15 protein-coding genes, 2 tRNA genes and 1 pseudogene are annotated in these 16927 nt (G+C 37.4%); 7 read left to right on the top strand and 11 right to left on the bottom strand.

Annotated features, from left to right (window positions below):
* Window positions 1–95: 95 nt before the first annotated feature.
* From ACPDHL_RS01420 to ACPDHL_RS01400, 5 genes are all read left to right on the top strand, one after another.
* On the top strand, window positions 96–950 hold the full coding sequence (locus ACPDHL_RS01420; protein ID WP_430531018.1) for a glycosyltransferase family 2 protein: 855 nt from the start codon (window positions 96–98) through the stop codon (window positions 948–950).
* A 67-nt stretch (window positions 951–1017) separates the two neighbouring features.
* Window positions 1018–1764 carry an MlaE family ABC transporter permease gene (locus tag ACPDHL_RS01415; protein ID WP_182627134.1) on the top strand — a complete coding sequence of 249 codons (747 nt, stop codon included), beginning with the start codon at window positions 1018–1020 and terminating at the stop codon, window positions 1762–1764.
* Window positions 1765–1768: 4 nt separating this feature from the next.
* Window positions 1769–2542, top strand: a complete 774-nt coding sequence (locus ACPDHL_RS01410) for an ABC transporter ATP-binding protein (protein ID WP_430531017.1) — start codon at window positions 1769–1771, stop codon at window positions 2540–2542.
* A 515-nt stretch (window positions 2543–3057) separates the two neighbouring features.
* Entirely contained in the window at window positions 3058–3930 is an 873-nt protein-coding gene (locus tag ACPDHL_RS01405; protein ID WP_430531016.1) for a pirin family protein, read from the top strand.
* Between the two features lie 108 nt (window positions 3931–4038).
* On the top strand, window positions 4039–4620 hold the full coding sequence (locus tag ACPDHL_RS01400; RefSeq protein ID WP_430531015.1) for a hypothetical protein: 582 nt from the start codon (window positions 4039–4041) through the stop codon (window positions 4618–4620).
* A gap of 299 nt (window positions 4621–4919) precedes the next feature.
* On the opposite strand, the gene ACPDHL_RS01395 is transcribed toward ACPDHL_RS01400, so the two are convergent.
* From ACPDHL_RS01395 to ACPDHL_RS01355, 9 genes and pseudogenes are all read right to left on the bottom strand, one after another.
* Window positions 4920–6950: a M3 family metallopeptidase gene (locus ACPDHL_RS01395; RefSeq protein ID WP_430531014.1), complete on the bottom strand. Its 2031-nt coding sequence runs from the start codon at window positions 6948–6950 to the stop codon at window positions 4920–4922.
* A gap of 167 nt (window positions 6951–7117) precedes the next feature.
* A pseudogene (gene secA, locus ACPDHL_RS01390) lies at window positions 7118–10186 on the bottom strand (preprotein translocase subunit SecA); the annotation flags it as partial.
* Window positions 10187–10262: 76 nt separating this feature from the next.
* Window positions 10263–10484, bottom strand: a complete 222-nt coding sequence (locus tag ACPDHL_RS01385; protein WP_002986941.1) for a DUF2795 domain-containing protein — start codon at window positions 10482–10484, stop codon at window positions 10263–10265.
* Window positions 10485–10618: 134 nt separating this feature from the next.
* Entirely contained in the window at window positions 10619–11194 is a 576-nt protein-coding gene (locus tag ACPDHL_RS01380; RefSeq protein ID WP_430531013.1) for a cob(I)yrinic acid a,c-diamide adenosyltransferase, read from the bottom strand.
* Window positions 11195–11258: 64 nt separating this feature from the next.
* Entirely contained in the window at window positions 11259–11951 is a 693-nt protein-coding gene (locus ACPDHL_RS01375; protein WP_430531012.1) for an ABC transporter ATP-binding protein, read from the bottom strand.
* 46 nt (window positions 11952–11997) lie between these two features.
* On the bottom strand, window positions 11998–12534 hold the full coding sequence (locus ACPDHL_RS01370; RefSeq protein WP_430531011.1) for a hypothetical protein: 537 nt from the start codon (window positions 12532–12534) through the stop codon (window positions 11998–12000).
* A 745-nt stretch (window positions 12535–13279) separates the two neighbouring features.
* Window positions 13280–13741: a DUF3761 domain-containing protein gene (locus tag ACPDHL_RS01365; RefSeq protein WP_430531010.1), complete on the bottom strand. Its 462-nt coding sequence runs from the start codon at window positions 13739–13741 to the stop codon at window positions 13280–13282.
* Between the two features lie 199 nt (window positions 13742–13940).
* A tRNA-Arg gene (locus ACPDHL_RS01360) sits at window positions 13941–14014 on the bottom strand.
* A 12-nt stretch (window positions 14015–14026) separates the two neighbouring features.
* Window positions 14027–14100: transfer RNA gene (locus ACPDHL_RS01355), tRNA-Arg, on the bottom strand.
* 305 nt (window positions 14101–14405) lie between these two features.
* On the opposite strand from ACPDHL_RS01355, the gene ACPDHL_RS01350 reads away from it, so the two are divergent.
* Entirely contained in the window at window positions 14406–15311 is a 906-nt protein-coding gene (locus ACPDHL_RS01350; protein ID WP_430531009.1) for a hypothetical protein, read from the top strand.
* A 9-nt stretch (window positions 15312–15320) separates the two neighbouring features.
* On the opposite strand, the gene ACPDHL_RS01345 is transcribed toward ACPDHL_RS01350, so the two are convergent.
* The gene (locus tag ACPDHL_RS01345; RefSeq protein WP_430531008.1) at window positions 15321–15725 is read right to left on the bottom strand and encodes a hypothetical protein; all 405 of its coding nucleotides are present in this window, start codon (window positions 15723–15725) and stop codon (window positions 15321–15323) included.
* Between the two features lie 219 nt (window positions 15726–15944).
* On the opposite strand from ACPDHL_RS01345, the gene ACPDHL_RS01340 reads away from it, so the two are divergent.
* Window positions 15945–16325 (top strand): hypothetical protein, encoded by a 381-nt coding sequence (locus ACPDHL_RS01340; protein ID WP_430531007.1) that lies wholly within the window; start codon window positions 15945–15947, stop codon window positions 16323–16325.
* A gap of 132 nt (window positions 16326–16457) precedes the next feature.
* Here the strand turns inward: ACPDHL_RS01340 and ACPDHL_RS01335 are convergent, their stop codons facing one another.
* Window positions 16458–16826 carry a hypothetical protein gene (locus ACPDHL_RS01335; RefSeq protein ID WP_430531006.1) on the bottom strand — a complete coding sequence of 123 codons (369 nt, stop codon included), beginning with the start codon at window positions 16824–16826 and terminating at the stop codon, window positions 16458–16460.
* Window positions 16827–16927 lie beyond the last annotated feature (101 nt).

Raw genomic sequence — 16927 nt, 5'->3', positions numbered from 1 at the left:
ATTCGATGCACAACTACATTTTTTTATATTTTTGTGTGTCTGGGTCGAGGATGATTGTATTTCGTTCGATTTTGTACCTGTAAATGTTTTACTCCATGAAGTATATCGTACTTATCCCTGCTTATAATGAAGCAAATTATATTGAAAAAACCCTGCAAAGTTTAGCCGCACAAACGCTAATCCCAACATGGGCTTTGGTGATAAACGACAGTTCAACAGATCAAACAGCGACTATTGTTGAGCGATTTACCCAACAATATCCATGGTTACACCTTTGCACCAAAACATCTGAAGCTATTCACCTCCCGGGGAGCAAGGTTATTCAAGCCTTTACCTATGGATTAAAACAACTTCCTGATACAGTCTCCTATGATTTTATTGTGAAGTTGGATGCTGATTTAATCCTTCCCCCCTCTTATTTTGAAGCAATTGCAACCGAGTTTAAGCAAAACAACCAACTGGGTATGGCAGGTGGCGTAGCGTTAATTGAGATAGACAACCAATGGATCGTCGAAAACCTAACCGATAAAGATCACATCCGCGGCGCCTTTAAAGCCTATCGCAAAACCTGTTTTGAGCAAATCGGCGGTCTACAACCTGCTATGGGATGGGATACGGTAGATGAATTACTCTGCCGCTATTACCAATGGCATATTCTCGTTCGTCAAGATTTACAAATCAAACACTTAAAACCCACTGGAGCACAATACGACAAAACCGCACGATACAAACAAGGTGAAGCTTTTTATCGCTTACACTATGGTTTACTTCTCACCTTAATTGCCAGTTTAAAACTAGCAGCAAAAAAAAAGAAACCGTTATTGTTCCTCGATTACATCCACGGCTATTTCAAAGCAAAGGCAAATCGAGAACCGTATTTAGTCGATAAAAAACAAGGTAAATTTATCCGTCAATACCGTTGGAGCAAAATAAAGTCCAAGCTGTTTTAGTACATTTTTAGACTTATAAACCTAAAAAATCATTTGTAATTGGTAATTTAGCCGATATTTATTTTTTATGATAAAAACTGGATTAACAAATATTGGTCAATACTTTATTATGCTAAAAGAAATTTTTAGCAAAATGACCAAATGGAAAGTAATGAAAGAACTGATCTTCAAAGAAATAGATGATTTAATCATAGGTTCTTTGGGTATTGTGTGCTTTTTATCCTTTTTCGTTGGAGGTGTTGTTGCGATTCAAACCGCTTTAAACTTAACCAATCCTTTAATTCCAAAATACTTGATTGGATTTGCTACAAGACAATCTGTTATACTCGAATTTGCCCCTACCTTTATCTCCATAATTATGGCAGGAAAAATGGGGTCATTTATCACGTCAAGTATTGGTACGATGCGTGTAACAGAGCAAATTGACGCACTAGAAGTAATGGGAGTTAGCTCCTTAAACTACTTGGTTTTTCCAAAAATGGTAGCCGTTTTACTCTATCCTTTCGTTATTGGGATCAGTATGTTTTTGGGTATCCTAGGTGGTTGGTTTGGAGGTGTAATGGGTAATTTTGTGACTTCTGAACAATTCATCATTGGATTACAAGACACTTTTATTCCTTTTCACATTACCTATGCCTTTATCAAAACAACGCTTTTTGGCTTCTTACTAGCAACAATTCCCTCTTTCTTTGGTTATTATATGAAAGGTGGTGCCCTCGAAGTAGGAAAAGCTAGTACAACTGCTTTTGTATGGACCAGTGTGGCTATTATCCTAACAAACTATATATTAACCTCTCTCCTTTTAAGTAATTAGCAAGATGATTGAAGTAACAAACATAGAAAAGTCTTTTAATGGCACTAAGGTTTTGAAGGGGATTACAACCACGTTTGAAACAGGAAAAACCAACTTAATTATAGGCCAAAGTGGTTCTGGAAAAACAGTCTTCTTGAAAACACTTTTAGGTATTCACGCTCATGATAATGGACAAATTCTATTTGATGGAAGAGATTATGCAGAAATGAATAAAAGTCAACGTCGTGATTTGCGTACCGAAATTGGAATGGTATTTCAAGGTAGTGCACTTTTCGACTCCTTGACTGTGGAAGAAAATATTGCATTTCCAATGCGCATGTTTACCAATAAAAGCGACAAGGAAATTATGCACCGCGTGAATGAAGTAATTGATCGCGTTAAACTAATCGATGCCAACAAAAAGAAACCATCTGAAATATCAGGGGGAATGCAGAAAAGGGTTGCCATTGCGCGTGCTATTGTAAACAATCCCAAATATTTGTTTTGCGATGAACCCAACTCGGGACTCGACCCTAAAACGGCCATCGTCATTGATAACCTCATCCAAGAGATTACCCATGAATATGGAATTACAACGGTAATTAATACCCACGATATGAACTCTGTATTGGAAATCGGAGAACATATCGTATTCCTGAAAAATGGCGTATTAGCTTGGTCAGGAACAAACAAAGAAATTATTCAAACAAATAATGAAGACGTCGTCGATTTCGTATACTCATCCGAGCTCTTTAAAATGGTTCGAGAAGCCATGAGACACCTTGGTTCTAATAGATAATGGAGATGGGAGATGGGAGATGGGAAATGAGTGAACGTTAAATTTTCAATATAAAGAAGAACTGTTGTGATAAGCAGTTCTTCTTTTTTTTTGTGCGATTTGCTCCTTGCTCGTTGTTCTTTGCGCGGTTTGCTCGTTGTTTGTTGCTCGTTGTTCGTTGCTCTTTGCGCGGTTTGTTCGTTGTTCGTTGCTCGGTTCGTTGTGAAGTTAATGTCTAAAAACGGTCAACCCTATTTAGGGACATTCAACGTTCAACGTTCACCACTTACCACTTACCACTTACCACTTACCACTCACCACTCACCACTTACCACTTACCACTTACCACTTACCACTCACCACTTACCACTCACCACTCACCACTCACCACTTACCACTCACCACTTACCACTTACCACTTACCACCACTTACCACTCACCACTCTCCATTCTCCATTCCCCACTCACCTTTCTTATTTTAGATTAAGTGCTTTTCCAGCAATATGGTAGTAACTTTGAGTATAAATAAAATAGAGATGAAAACAAAAAATATTGAACAAATCGCAGCACCAAGACCTGCACATTTTGTAGGAGATGGTTTTAGAGTACACAATTTTATTCCAGGTATAGCTGGAATGAGCATGCAACGTATGGATCCCTTTATCATGTTTGACTACAATTCAAAATACCACTTTGGACCGAGTGAAATACCACGTGGAGTGGGGGTACATCCACACAAGGGGTTCGAAACGGTAACCATTGCTTACAAAGGACGTGTAGAACACGGGGATAGTAGCGGAGGTGGAGGAATTATAGGTGAGGGAGACGTACAGTGGATGACTGCTGCTTCTGGCGTCTTGCACAAAGAATTTCACGAAACTGAATGGAGCAAAACAGGAGGTGAATTTCAAATGGTACAGCTTTGGGTAAATCTACCTGCAGCAGCTAAAAAAGGAGCACCTAAATACCAAGCGATTGAGCAAGCACAGATGGCACAATATCCGCTGGAAGATCAACTGGGTTTCATAGAAGTAATAGCTGGTGAATACAAAGGAGCAAAAGGGCCTGCAACCACCTTTACTCCCATTCATATGTCTAACTTAAAAGCCAAAACGCGCGCAAAAGTAACCTATGACTTCCCTATGGAGTACAACACCTTGTTGTTAGTCCTAGAAGGCACCATCAATGTCAATGGCAGAGAGGTTCGACAAGATCACGTTGCAGTGATGGCACATGATGGAGAACAGTTTACCGTAGAAGTCATGGAGGATGCCGTTGTATTGGTCTTAGCTGGTCTTCCAATCAAAGAACCGATTGCCCACTATGGTCCTTTTGTCATGAACACACAAGAAGAATTACTACAAGCATTTGACGATTTTAATACTGGAAAATTTGGAACTTGGAATTAATTACCAAAAGGTGTTGCTGAGCAACACCTTTTTTTATTGAAATATTTTCTCAATTTGTGATTTATTCTATTTTTGTAAATAAAATATATGCATAAAACAATCGCTAAAATGAGCACTATAAGCTTAGTTTTAGGGCTGTGCACCCTGTGCACTTGGGGATGTACACCAAAGAATACCGATGCAAAAACACCTGCATCATCAGACATTTCGGCAACAGCTTCTCCCTCTACTGAGAAATCCGTTCCCCCTACAGCACAGGAAGATTTAAAGTTGATCGGAACAACGCCTGAACACTATGCTAGTTCAGAAGAAAAAATGTTAAACATGCTCAATGAACCTGATCAATTGCGCTTACAAAAAGCCATTCAAATCGTTTCTAATCACGTAGCAGAAACCCTAGATCTTTATACAGAAGAAGACGAAATTGACTTTGATAAATGGCATGCGGTCTACTGCAAAAAAGTGAATGGTTTAACTTTTAATGGTATGATACAGCTAGCTGAACAAATCTTAAAGGAGAGTAAACAAAAAAACATAACCCACTTACAGGACGAAATAGCAGATTTAAAAACTAACCCAGCAGAAAATCAAGAAGAATCCTTGCTTTTCCTGCAAGAAGAACTGGAAAAAGCGAAAGAATTACCTAGTACTGTTGATACATATATTTACTCAGAAGAATGTTTTATTTAATTATCAAATATTTTTCCCTAATTTTTATATTAATTCCTCAACAAAAAAAAGATTCAGTTCAAAATAGATGATTTTTTCTTTTTTTATTTGTTAATAAATTAGTTTTTAATTATATTTGAATTATAAATTTAACCTAAAAAGGTAATCCGCTAGTTAAATTACAAGTATTTTGCTTTTAACTACCACCAAAAAGTAAAGATAAAATCCCTTGTGGATGAGAAGATAAGTTGAAAAAAGAAAAGTGATGTTGTTAAGTGTAAAAAAAAGAGTTCCAAATTAAATTGGAACTCTTTTTCATTTTATGCTAATAAACCTGCTCTTCGCAATAAAGCTTCTGGTGTAGGTTCATGTCCTCTAAATTTTTTGTACAACGTCATCGGATGATCCGTTCCGCCTTGAGATAAAATACAGTCTTTAAATGCTGTTGCGACCTCTTTATTAAAAATACCCTTTTCTTGAAAGTAAGCAAATGCATCTGCATCCAATACCTCTGCCCATTTATAGCTGTAGTATCCGGCTGAATATCCCCCTTGGAAAATATGTGAAAAAGACGTACTCATTGCATTTTCTGCCACATCAGGATATTGTTGTGTCAGTTTAAACTGTTCCACTTCAAAGCTTTTTAAACTCGTAATTTTAGTAGGGTCTTGTCCATGCCATCCCATATCCAACAGGCCGAAACTCAACTGACGTACCGTAGCCATCCCTTCTAAAAAGGAAGCGCTTTCTTTGATTTTGTTGACATAATCCATCGGAATGACTTCACCTGTTTGATAGTGTTTTGCAAACAAGGCCAAAGTTTCTTTCTCATAGCACCAGTTTTCTAAAACTTGACTCGGCAACTCAACAAAATCCCAATAGACATTCGTGCCCGATAAAGCAGGATAGACCGTATTAGCCAGCATACCGTGCAACGCATGCCCAAACTCGTGAAACAAGGTAGTAACTTCGTTAAACGTCAGCAAAGAGGGCTTAGTAGCCGTTGGTTTAGTAAAGTTACAAACAATAGACACATGAGGTCGTTCGTTTACTCCATTCAACACATATTGATTCTTGAAGGAAGTCATCCAAGCACCATTGCGCTTTCCTTTACGCGGGAAGAAATCCGTATAAAATACAGCAACAAAGGCTCCTTTTTCATCGAATACTTCAAACGTACGTACTTCTTCATGATAGGTATCAATATCAAATACTTCAGTAAACGTTAATCCATATAATTTAGCTGCCACTTGAAAAGCACCATCTACTACATTTTCCAATTGAAAATAAGGCTTTAACACCTCATCGTCTAAGTTAAAACGCTCTTGTTTTAATTTTTCGGCATAGTAACTTCCATCCCATTTTTGCAATTGTTCAATGCCATCTATCTTTTTAGCAAAAGCGGTTAATTCCTCAAACTCTTTATCTGCAGCAGGTTTTGCCTTTTGGAGTAAATCATTTAAAAAGGTATTTACTTTTACAGGTGATTGCGCCATGCGTTCTTCCAAGACAAAATCAGCATGGGTAGCATAGCCCAAAATATTGGCACGTTCATGTCTCAGTTGGACAATCTTTAAGACATGCCCTTCATTGTTAAACTCATTCGCCTTAAAAGCTTTTGTACCCGCAGCGATAGCCAATTCCTTGCGCAACGCTCTATTTTGAGCATACGTCATAAAGGGAATATAACTCGGATAATCTAAGGTAAAAATCCACCCCACTTTGTTCTCTTGTTTCGCCAAAGCATGAGCTTCTTCAATAGCGCCTTCAGGCAAGCCTTTTAAATCCTCTTCTTGGGTAATGTGCAATTGATAGTTATGCGTTTCTGCCAATACATTTTCACCGAACTTCAACGAAGTAGTCGCCAATTCCGTATCAATCGCTCTTACTTTATTTTTCTGTTCATCAGAAAGCAAAGCCCCATTACGCACAAAGTTTTTGTAGTTTTTCGTCAACAACATGCGCTGTTCTGTAGTCAAATCCAATTGATCTAACTGATCGTATACCGCCTTGACACGTAAAAATAACGCTTCATTCAATAAAATATCATTTCCTAATTCCGAAAGCAAAGGCGCTACTTCTTGCGCAATCTGCTGCATTTCATCATTGGTTTCTGCTGAATTTAAGTTGAAAAAAATACTCGCCAAACGATCCAATTCCATACCCGAAAAGGCTAAGGCTTCTATTGTATTAGCAAAAGTTGGAGAAGCTGAATTGGCTATTATTGCCTCAATATCGGCTTTTGATTGCGCAATCGCTTGATCAAATGCAGGTTTATAATCCGTAATTTTTATCTGAGAGAAAGGGGCTGTACCGTATTTTGTTGTAAATGGTTTACCAAAGAGGGTCATAGTAATCTAATTTTGATTTGTTCTATAAAAATACAAATTTATTAAGCGTTTGGATGACAAAAAGCAAGTCTTAACATCCAATTACCATAAAAAAAAGGCTCTTGTCATAAGAGCCCTTTACTGTATTGCATATGCTAAAATTATGCGTTAACTTCTTCTTGTACTGGCTGAACCGGTAGATCCGCTTTTGTCAAGAAAGACGTTATTTCTGCATCCATTTCAGCGATTGTTTTCTTAAACAATTCGAATGCCTCAAACTTATAGATCAACAACGGATCTTTTTGTTCGTGAACGGCTAATTGAACCGACTGTTTTAATTCGTCCATTTTTCTAAGGTGTTTCTTCCACGCCTCATCTAAAATGGATAATACAACGTTCTTTTCGAAATCGTCAATCAAGCTCATTCCTTCTGTTTGGTAGGCTGTTTCTAAGTTGGTCACCACATTCATAGTTTTCATCCCATCCGTAAACGGCACCACAATGCGTTCGAAATTATTATCTTGATTTTCGTAAACATTCTTAATTACTTTGAATGCTTCTGTTGCACTGCGTTGTCCTTTTTCGCGATACGCTGCAAATGCTTTCTCGTATAATCTATTCGCTAGCGTAACTACGTCGTCTTTGTTGAATTGATCTTCTGTTATCACATCATTGATACCAAAATTGCGGATCATATCCATATCCAAGTTTTTGAAGTCATTCGCTAACTTGTTGGTTTCGCTAATACGCTCACACAAATCGTACATCATATTGGCGATATCCACTTTAAGGCGATCTCCAAATAACGCGTGTTTTCTACGTTTGTAAATTACCTCACGTTGTGCGTTCATTACGTCATCATATTCTAATAGACGTTTACGAATACCAAAGTTGTTTTCTTCTACTTTTTTCTGTGCTCTTTCGATTGATTTGGTCATCATCGAGTGTTGGATCACTTCCCCTTCTTCTAACCCCATTCTATCCATGATCTTCGCTACGCGCTCTGATCCGAATAAACGCATTAAGTTATCTTCTAAAGATACGTAGAATTGAGAGCTTCCTGGATCTCCTTGACGTCCTGCACGACCTCTTAACTGACGGTCAACACGTCTTGAATCGTGGCGTTCTGTACCAATAATAGCCAATCCTCCTTTGTCTTTCACTTCTTGAGAAAGCTTGATATCCGTACCACGACCTGCCATATTCGTTGCAATAGTCACAATACCTGGTTTTCCAGCTTCTTCAACAATCTGAGCCTCTTGTTTGTGTAATTTCGCGTTCAATACGTTGTGTTGAATCCCACGCATTTTTAACGATCTACTCAATAACTCTGAAATCTCAACTGACGTTGTACCGATCAATACCGGACGTCCTGCTTGTGATAACTCTACTACGTCGTCAATAACGGCTTTGTATTTTTCACGTACCGAACGGTAAATTTTATCTTCTTTATCTTTACGTGCAATTCCTCTGTTCGTAGGAATTTCAACAACGTCTAATTTATAGATTTGCAAGAACTCCCCTGCTTCTGTAATTGCCGTACCTGTCATACCTCCCAATTTCTTGTACATACGGAAGTAGTTCTGTAAGGTAATCGTTGCAAAGGTTTGCGTTGCTGCTTCGATTTTTACATTTTCTTTTGCCTCAATCGCTTGATGTAATCCGTCAGAATAACGACGACCATCCATAATACGACCTGTTTGCTCATCCACGATTAAAATCTTGTTGTCAATCACCACGTATTCAGTATCTTTTTCAAATACCGTGTACGCTTTCAACAACTGGTTTAACGTGTGAATACGCTCGCTTTTCACTCCAAAGTCTTGGAATAAACGCTCTTTGGCAATAGCCTCTTCTTCTCTTGATAAGTTTTGGCTTTCAATACGCGCAACTTCAGTTCCAATATCGGGTAATACGAAGAAGTTCTCGTCTGTATCTTGTGATAAAAACTTGATTCCATTATCCGTTAATTGCACTTGATTGTTCTTCTCTTCTATCACGAAGTACAACGCTTCATCCACTTTATGCATTTCTCTGTTGTTGTCTTGCATATAGTGATTCTCTGTTTTTTGAAGCAATTGTTTTACCCCTTCTTCACTTAAGAATTTGATCAGGGCTTTATTTTTAGGTAAGCTTCGGTAGGCTCTTAACAATAAGAAACCACCTTCTTTTGTATTTCCTTCGCGGATTAATTTTCTAGCATCAGCCAAGAAGTTATTTGCCAACTTACGTTGAATCTCAACTAAGTTTGACACTTTTGGTTTTAGCTCATTAAATTCATGGCGATCTCCTTGAGGAACAGGACCAGAGATGATCAACGGTGTTCTGGCGTCATCCACTAATACTGAATCGACCTCATCGACAATGGCATAGTTGTGTACACGTTGCACCAATTCTTCTGGCGTATGTGCCATATTATCTCTCAAATAATCGAAACCAAATTCGTTATTTGTTCCATAGGTAATATCAGCAGCATAAGCAGCTCTTCTTCCGGCAGAGTTTGGTTGGTGATTGTCAATACAATCTACAGTCATCCCGTGGAATTCGAATAGAGGTGCTTTCCACTGGCTATCCCTTTTTGCAAGGTAGTCATTCACGGTTACTAAGTGTACGCCGTTTCCTGTCAAGGCATTCAAGTATAAAGGCAAGGTTGCCACTAAGGTTTTCCCTTCCCCTGTTTGCATCTCGGCAATTTTCCCTTGGTGTAATACGATACCTCCAATTAACTGAACATCGTAGTGAATCATATCCCAAGTTACTTCTTTACCAGCTGCGGACCATTTATTCGCCCAATTGGCTTTTCCGTCCACAATGGTTACATACGGTTTGTGATCAGCAAACTCTATATCCTTTTCAGAAGCCGTTACTTCTACCGTTTCATTTTCTTTGAAACGTTTGGCTGTTTCTTTTACCACAGCGAATGCTTCAGGTAAAATGTCCAACAATACTTTTTCCGTATTGTCATACGCTTCTTTTTCTAAGCTATCAATACTAGCGTAAATAGCTTCTCTTTTATCGATATCTTGAGTCTTCTCGATTTCTTCTTTGTACGAAGCGATTTTCGCATCTTGACCGGCTCTAGATTGTTGAATTTTCTCTTTGAAAAAGATGGTCTTCGCTCTCAATTCGTCATTCGACAAACCAGACAAAGACGATTCATACGTTTTAATTTTTTCAATTAGAGGCTTTATTTCCTTGATATCTCGTTCCGATTTATCGCCGACAAAAACCTTTAATATGGTATTTATAAGACTCATAGGTTTATATGTTTTTTACTCTTTTTTACTTGCTAAAATAAACAAAAAAAAGCCTTGTAGAAGGCTTTTTCCTATATTAATACTCATCCTCGTTCCAAAGATAATCTTCGTCCGTAGGATAGTCTGGCCATATTTCTTCCATAGATTCATAGATTTCTCCTTCATCTTCGATGGATTGTAAGTTTTCAACTACTTCAAGGGGCGCACCTGTTCTAATAGCATAATCTATCAACTCATCTTTAGTAGCAGGCCATGGAGCATCACTTAAATAAGATGCTAATTCTAATGTCCAATACATCTCTTAACCTTTTTTAAATTTTATTGCAAAAATAAATTTTATTATGAAATAAGCAAGCTTTTTTCATAGTATTTCACTAAGTTTAAAGAACGTCTCACTTTTTTCACTGCAAAAAGTCGCGATATTCAGTGGGTTTACCCTTGTTTTTCGGGTATCCATTTCATTTCTTTCACTTGTAAATCAAAAGTCAACTTTCGTGCCAACACAAAAAGATAGTCAGAAAGTCGGTTGATATACATTAAAATTTCCGGTTCAACAGCTTCTTCGCGGTTCAACTGCACTGACAAACGCTCTGCTCTGCGACAAACACAACGCGCAATATGACAGAATGACACAGTTGCATGTCCACCAGGTAAAATAAAATGCGTCATGGGTGGCAAATTCTGCTCCATGCGATCAATTTCACCTTCTAAAAAATCAATTGTTTCAGCCGTTATTTTGGGAATATTTAGGCGTTCTTGTCCATTTTTTAACCGCGCTTTTTGGGGATCCGTGGCTAGCATAGCGCCCAGTGTAAAAAGATCATGCTGTATCACGAGTAGTGTTTGCGTTTCTAAGGAGGGAATCTCTTGATCGCGAATCATACCTATGTAGGAATTCAGTTCGTCTATTGTGCCATAGGCTTCAATGCGGATGTGATCTTTAGGCACTCGCGTTCCGCCAAATAAAGCCGTGCTTCCATTATCGCCCGTCTTAGTGTATATTTTCATTGTATTCGTTGTTTGATCCAACAAGCAAAATACAATACTTTAGATAAAATACGGTGTCTTTTCTTTATTTTATTCGCTGATCACTTTCGATCACTCCATCGCGTAATCGAATAATGCGATGGGCATGTTCGGCTATATCTTCCTCATGAGTTACGAGAATAACGGTATTGCCCTTGCTGTGAATTTCGTCAAATAGCGCCATGATTTCGATCGAGGTTTTCGTATCTAAATTTCCCGTCGGCTCATCGGCTAAGATAATCGAAGGATTATTGACCAAAGCACGAGCTACTGCTACACGTTGTCTTTGCCCCCCAGAGAGTTGATTCGGATGGTGATCCATCCGATCGCCCAATCCCACCATATTCAACACAGAAGAGGCCCGTTGATTGCGTTCCTCTTTGGATTTTCCCGCGTAAATCATCGGCAAGGCCACATTATCTAACGCCGTAGTACGCGGCATTAAGTTGAAGGTTTGAAACACAAAACCAATGTCTTTGTTGCGAATTTCTGCCAATTGATCGTCATCCAATCGACTGACATCTTTGCCATTTAAGCTATAATAGCCCGAAGTAGGCGTATCCAAACAGCCTAAAATATTCATCAACGTCGATTTACCCGATCCAGAAGGCCCCATCAAAGCGACATAATCTCCCTTTTCGATTTGTAAATCCACCCCTTTCAAGACTTTCACCGTCTCAGATCCCATTTTGAAATCGCGCTTAATCTCTTGGATATCAATAATTAATTCTTTAGACATATTCTTTGTTTTTTCTTTCTTATAAGTGTCTAAAAAGGCCACTTTGTTACACGCGTAACAAGCGGAAGACGCGATCTGGTTGTAAACGCAGTTCAAAATGCTGTTTCAATTGCTCTTTTCGCTTGAAAGCCACTCCGAAATAATAGAAATCTAAAGTTACAATCATTTCTTCGGATGCCACGACTTCTTGCCAATATTTTTCGATGGAAGCTTCTTTCCTTCTTCGGTCGATGATCCAAAGCGAATCGTTGTGTAAATGAGGGATAACCGTAGCTATACTCGGCCAGTTTGCCGCCGTTGTACCATTAAAAATAAGGCAATCATAGGGAGTTGTCGATTCGCGTTGAAACACAACCATCTCCTGCGCTGCTTTTGCCTTTACTGTCTGTTTATCCAGTACGGCAATATGCTGCGGCTCAAAGTACACAATCAACCGATCAATAAACTGCTGTTTTCTCGATTGCCCTTTCCAACGACGATCCGAAGGATAGAGTCCACGTGTCAGTAAATTAAATACAAAAGGCGAATGTGTGCCGTGTTCGTTATTTGCAGCAAACCAAAATTGAAGGTAATCAAAAATCATAAGGCAACGAATTGTTCATTGTCGTAGATAAAATCTTGCACGACGATTGCACAACAAAGGTAGTTTTTACTTTGGTGGCGTTATATAATTACATAAAATATTTTACATAAAATGGCCAAATTACATAAACAAAAACGATACAACTGTATAGAAGCTTCTTAGTTTTGACCACGGCAGGATTACGAAATAGCAACATAAAAAACTACAAAACAATACGTTAAACATTAAACACTCACTATTTGCACGACGATTGCACGACAAAGGTAATTTTTTACTTTTTGCTTTCCGTATCGTATGATCGAATATTGTATATCCTTTGACAAAGTTTGGTAAGTACTGTGTCCATAGTGACTCCATTATGCGTCCATCGTGTCTCTATTAAAACTAGGTTTTTCTATAGACACACGATGGACGCATCACGCAAGTAGTATGTAGACAGCTAAAAGAAGACTCTTTTAAATGATTGACAAGACGATCTAAAAAACAAAAACGAATACCTTTAGACGTTCCTGTTAGGTTTGAGTTTTGTACTATTTGTTGTTATATATATGTTGTTATATATATGTTTATCAAAACACTATAAATAAACAGCCATTTAAGAGTCAGTAGTTGGAGCTACTGGCTTTTTATCTTTCCATCTATTTACAAAAGTATAAACTTTTCGAAAAATTCTCTTGACTATAACAACTATGCAAATACCAAATTAATAAACTCAATATCTTTCTTCTCACTCAAAATAAGTGGTTTAATCCCACCAATACTTGTATCTCCATTCTCTAACACCATTATGATGCGAACATGTTCCTGAGCCAACTGAATAACTATATGTTCCATCTCTACACACTGCCCCTGTTCTCTTTCTTGAACCGAAAGTAAAAACAGTAAAAACAATTATAAGTAAGATTGAAATTCTTATTAAGGGTGATTTCTTTGATTCTTTCTCAGTATAGATTGGAGGCTTGTTGTCATCTATAGTAACTACACGTTGTAATTGTACTGTTTCGTTTTTATATAATGGCTGACCATATGAATCATTTTTATTTTTCCTGATAATACGAATAAAATCCAAAAAGTAAAAGACTGTATATATAATAAAAACTAAAGAAATAAAGCAAACAAAAAGTAATGAATTACCTGTTATACTTGAATAAACCAAAAGCCCAATAAACAACCAAAGCATTAGTTTATTTATTTTTTTATTTTTCATTTTAAAAAAGAGTTCTGTAACAAAAATTCACTGAATAAGCTAATATACTTAAATAATGAATAACTATTATAAAACTAGTTCAATACCAGTTTTTTTCAAACAAAACAAGAGGATGTACTTGATCCAAAGTTTCGAATTCAATATCTGACCAAACTACATAAAAAAACCCTACACAAATGTGGTAGGGTTTTCTTTGTTGTGACGATGACAGGATTCAAACCTGTAACCTTCTGAGCCGTAATCAGATGCGCTATTCAGTTGCGCCACATCGCCATTGTATTCTCGTGACCACGGCAGGATTCAAACCTGCAACCTTCTGAGCCGTAATCAGATGCGCTATTCAGTTGCGCCACGTGGCCTTATTGCTTATTGCGAGTGCAAATATAAGACGATATTCTGTAAAACCAAACTGGATCAACAAAAAAATCAATGTTTTTTTCGTTTACTTTATTAATCAATTAATAGATAGTAGCTTAGCTTACAAAGTTTTTTTCTCTTTTTTATCAAGATCTACAACTCTCTGAACGATATCAGCCTTTTCTAGTAAAAACAACAGCTCCTTACTATTTTTCACTTCCCTCCCAACCTTTTTCTTTTTTCTGCGTCTATGCTTATAGCAATGGAACGATCCATTCCAACTAACTTTATTAAAACCTATTTAACTATGAAAAAAATTGTACAATCTGCGAGCATGCTTTGCTTGTTTGCTCTTTTTGCTAGCTGTAGTTCAGATGACTCCACTCGCCCTTACATTGAACCTCCAACTGAAGGACCAACTACTCGTATTGAAAAACACTACTATGTATCAGACGTTCAATCAAAGTCCTACACCATTGATATGGAGCACCAACTCAACGGAACCTATGAAATGACTTCTACCTTATCCCAACAAGATCACTTTGTCCTTTCGTATACGAACGACTTTCAGTTGACCCGCCTAAACAATACCGTAAACGAATACAAAGACGAAAAAGTAAACAACACCTATGTATTGGACTATCACTTCGAATTAGACGAAAACAATCGATTAAAAACCTTTGACATCCAACGCCAAGGCACCTCCCTTAGGTCCTTTGTTTATCACTACAAAAACAACAGATTGGACTCAAATCGCCTGGTTGATGAAGGGCAAGTTATCAATCAATCCTTCACCTATAACGATAAAGACCAATTTATCCGTTCGACAATCACTCCCATGAATCTTCAATTTGAGTATGGGTATAACAACAAAAATCAGCTGATATCAATGAGCTTTTTTACCTTGAGCATGGAAATAGGCTATGACGAAGGAAAAAATCCATTTACGCTTTTGCCTTTCGACATGACCAGCTTTGTATTTAACGAAATGGACTTCATTCCTTTAACCTACCATTTTTCAACGAACTTCAACTATTTAAAAAGTCCAGAAAACGAAAAATACACCATTGAGTATACCTATAACGAAGATCATTACCCGATAAAAGCCATGATGTACGAAGTAACAGAAAAAACAAAAACCCTCTACCGCGAAATTGACTATTCTTATACCGTAAAAGAAATAGAAGTAAAAATAGAAAAGCCCCAAAATTAGGGGCTTTTGTTATTTTATTTTAAAAGAAAACTGACCGCTATCTTTTACATTAATCACGTGTCCTTGTCGGTTGTCATTGACAAGTGTCTCAATTGAAAAAATCAAATCAGATCCTTCTTGTTTCTTTACTGTACTCACTTCTACAAAAACAAACTGCTCTTTTGTTTTTAAGGTCCCTGTGTGAAACGTATTACTACTAACAAGGGTATCTTTTACCCACACCACATCTTGTACAGCCACAAATCCATTGCTACTTGATGTACCATAGCGGATTTTGTAAGTCGCAGGCCCAGGATTGGCTACTACATAAAAACTATACGCTTGTTCTACATCAGCATTTGATGTTTGGTCATCTGATGAACAACCTAAAAAAAGTGCCCCAAAAAGCAGCAACATAAATCTTCCTTTTCTCATTTGTATTTTTTTAGAACACAAACATATCGTCATTTAATCTCATTAAAAACAACAATCTCTTATTTTACAGGGATATTCCCTCAATGCCCTGTTCTTCATACGTACTTTTTTTTGAAGTACAGAAAAACTGTACATTATGCTAAAGTTTTAAAATCTGTTTTTTTTAACTAAAAATAGATAGTACTTTAACAATACCAATTACACCAAAAACATTTAATTATGAAAAAAATACTTTTTACCCTTGCCCTTGTATTGGCAGGTGGAGCAACGACTTTTGCCAATGAAAGCGATCGTACAGAACAGGTTTATAAATATTTCAAACAATATGACTATGAAATTGTTGTTTGGAAAAAGTTGAGAAACTATGGAAGTGGTCCGCAAATGATGCAAATACTACACAAAGAAACAGGAAGAAATACGATGGCCTGGATCAACAATCGAATTAACGTTTTAAAACAAAACTATCCGGGTACACCACAAGAACCAATTACGGTGATGAATATGATCCCCTATCCTAGTAGCGATTTCGATCCAATCTATGTTGATCCTAGCATTCCTGACAGAGTATTAGAAGAGGTTGTGTTTGAAACACGTCAATAATAAGCTAACTAATCATTACATCTACATAGTGCAGGGAGCTTATAAACTTCCTGCAATTGTACTTAAAAGTTTATCCAGGTAAGACAGCGCTTTGTGCACATCTTAATTGGGTAAACTTTTTTTAATTAGCCCTTATTGCAATTTACTGTAGTAGACGTAAACCATGGTCGTAATCAAGAAAATAAGCAAGTAAAAATAAAGGGGATTTCCCGTAAAGAATCCTACAATCAAAAACAAAACAGTAGCCGTAGCGCCGATGAGTAAAAAATTAAAGGTTTCTTTATCGATAATATCGTCAAATTCATCCTCTTCCTCCTTCCTTTCTTTTTCCAACTGCTGTGTTTTTTCTTGGAGTTTCGCTTTTTTCTCTGCCCATGTTTTTCGAAATGTAGGGCCACTAGTTTTTTTAGTCTTACCCTGTGACGACAGATATGACCGACCAAAGCGATATCCAAGGTAGTCGAGCAACAAAACCAGTAATAGCAAAGCAATTTTTATCATTGTACAGGTTATTCAGCGAATTCTCAAGACGCAAAAATAACAAACTATCTAAACACACACCCAACAAAAATAAAAAAAGAGGACATTCACTGTGGAATGCC

The sequence above is a fragment of the Myroides sp. C15-4 genome (genome assembly GCF_050522745.1).
In the GTDB taxonomy this organism is placed as follows: domain Bacteria; phylum Bacteroidota; class Bacteroidia; order Flavobacteriales; family Flavobacteriaceae; genus Flavobacterium.
This window is presented reverse-complemented; position numbering and strand designations above follow the sequence as displayed.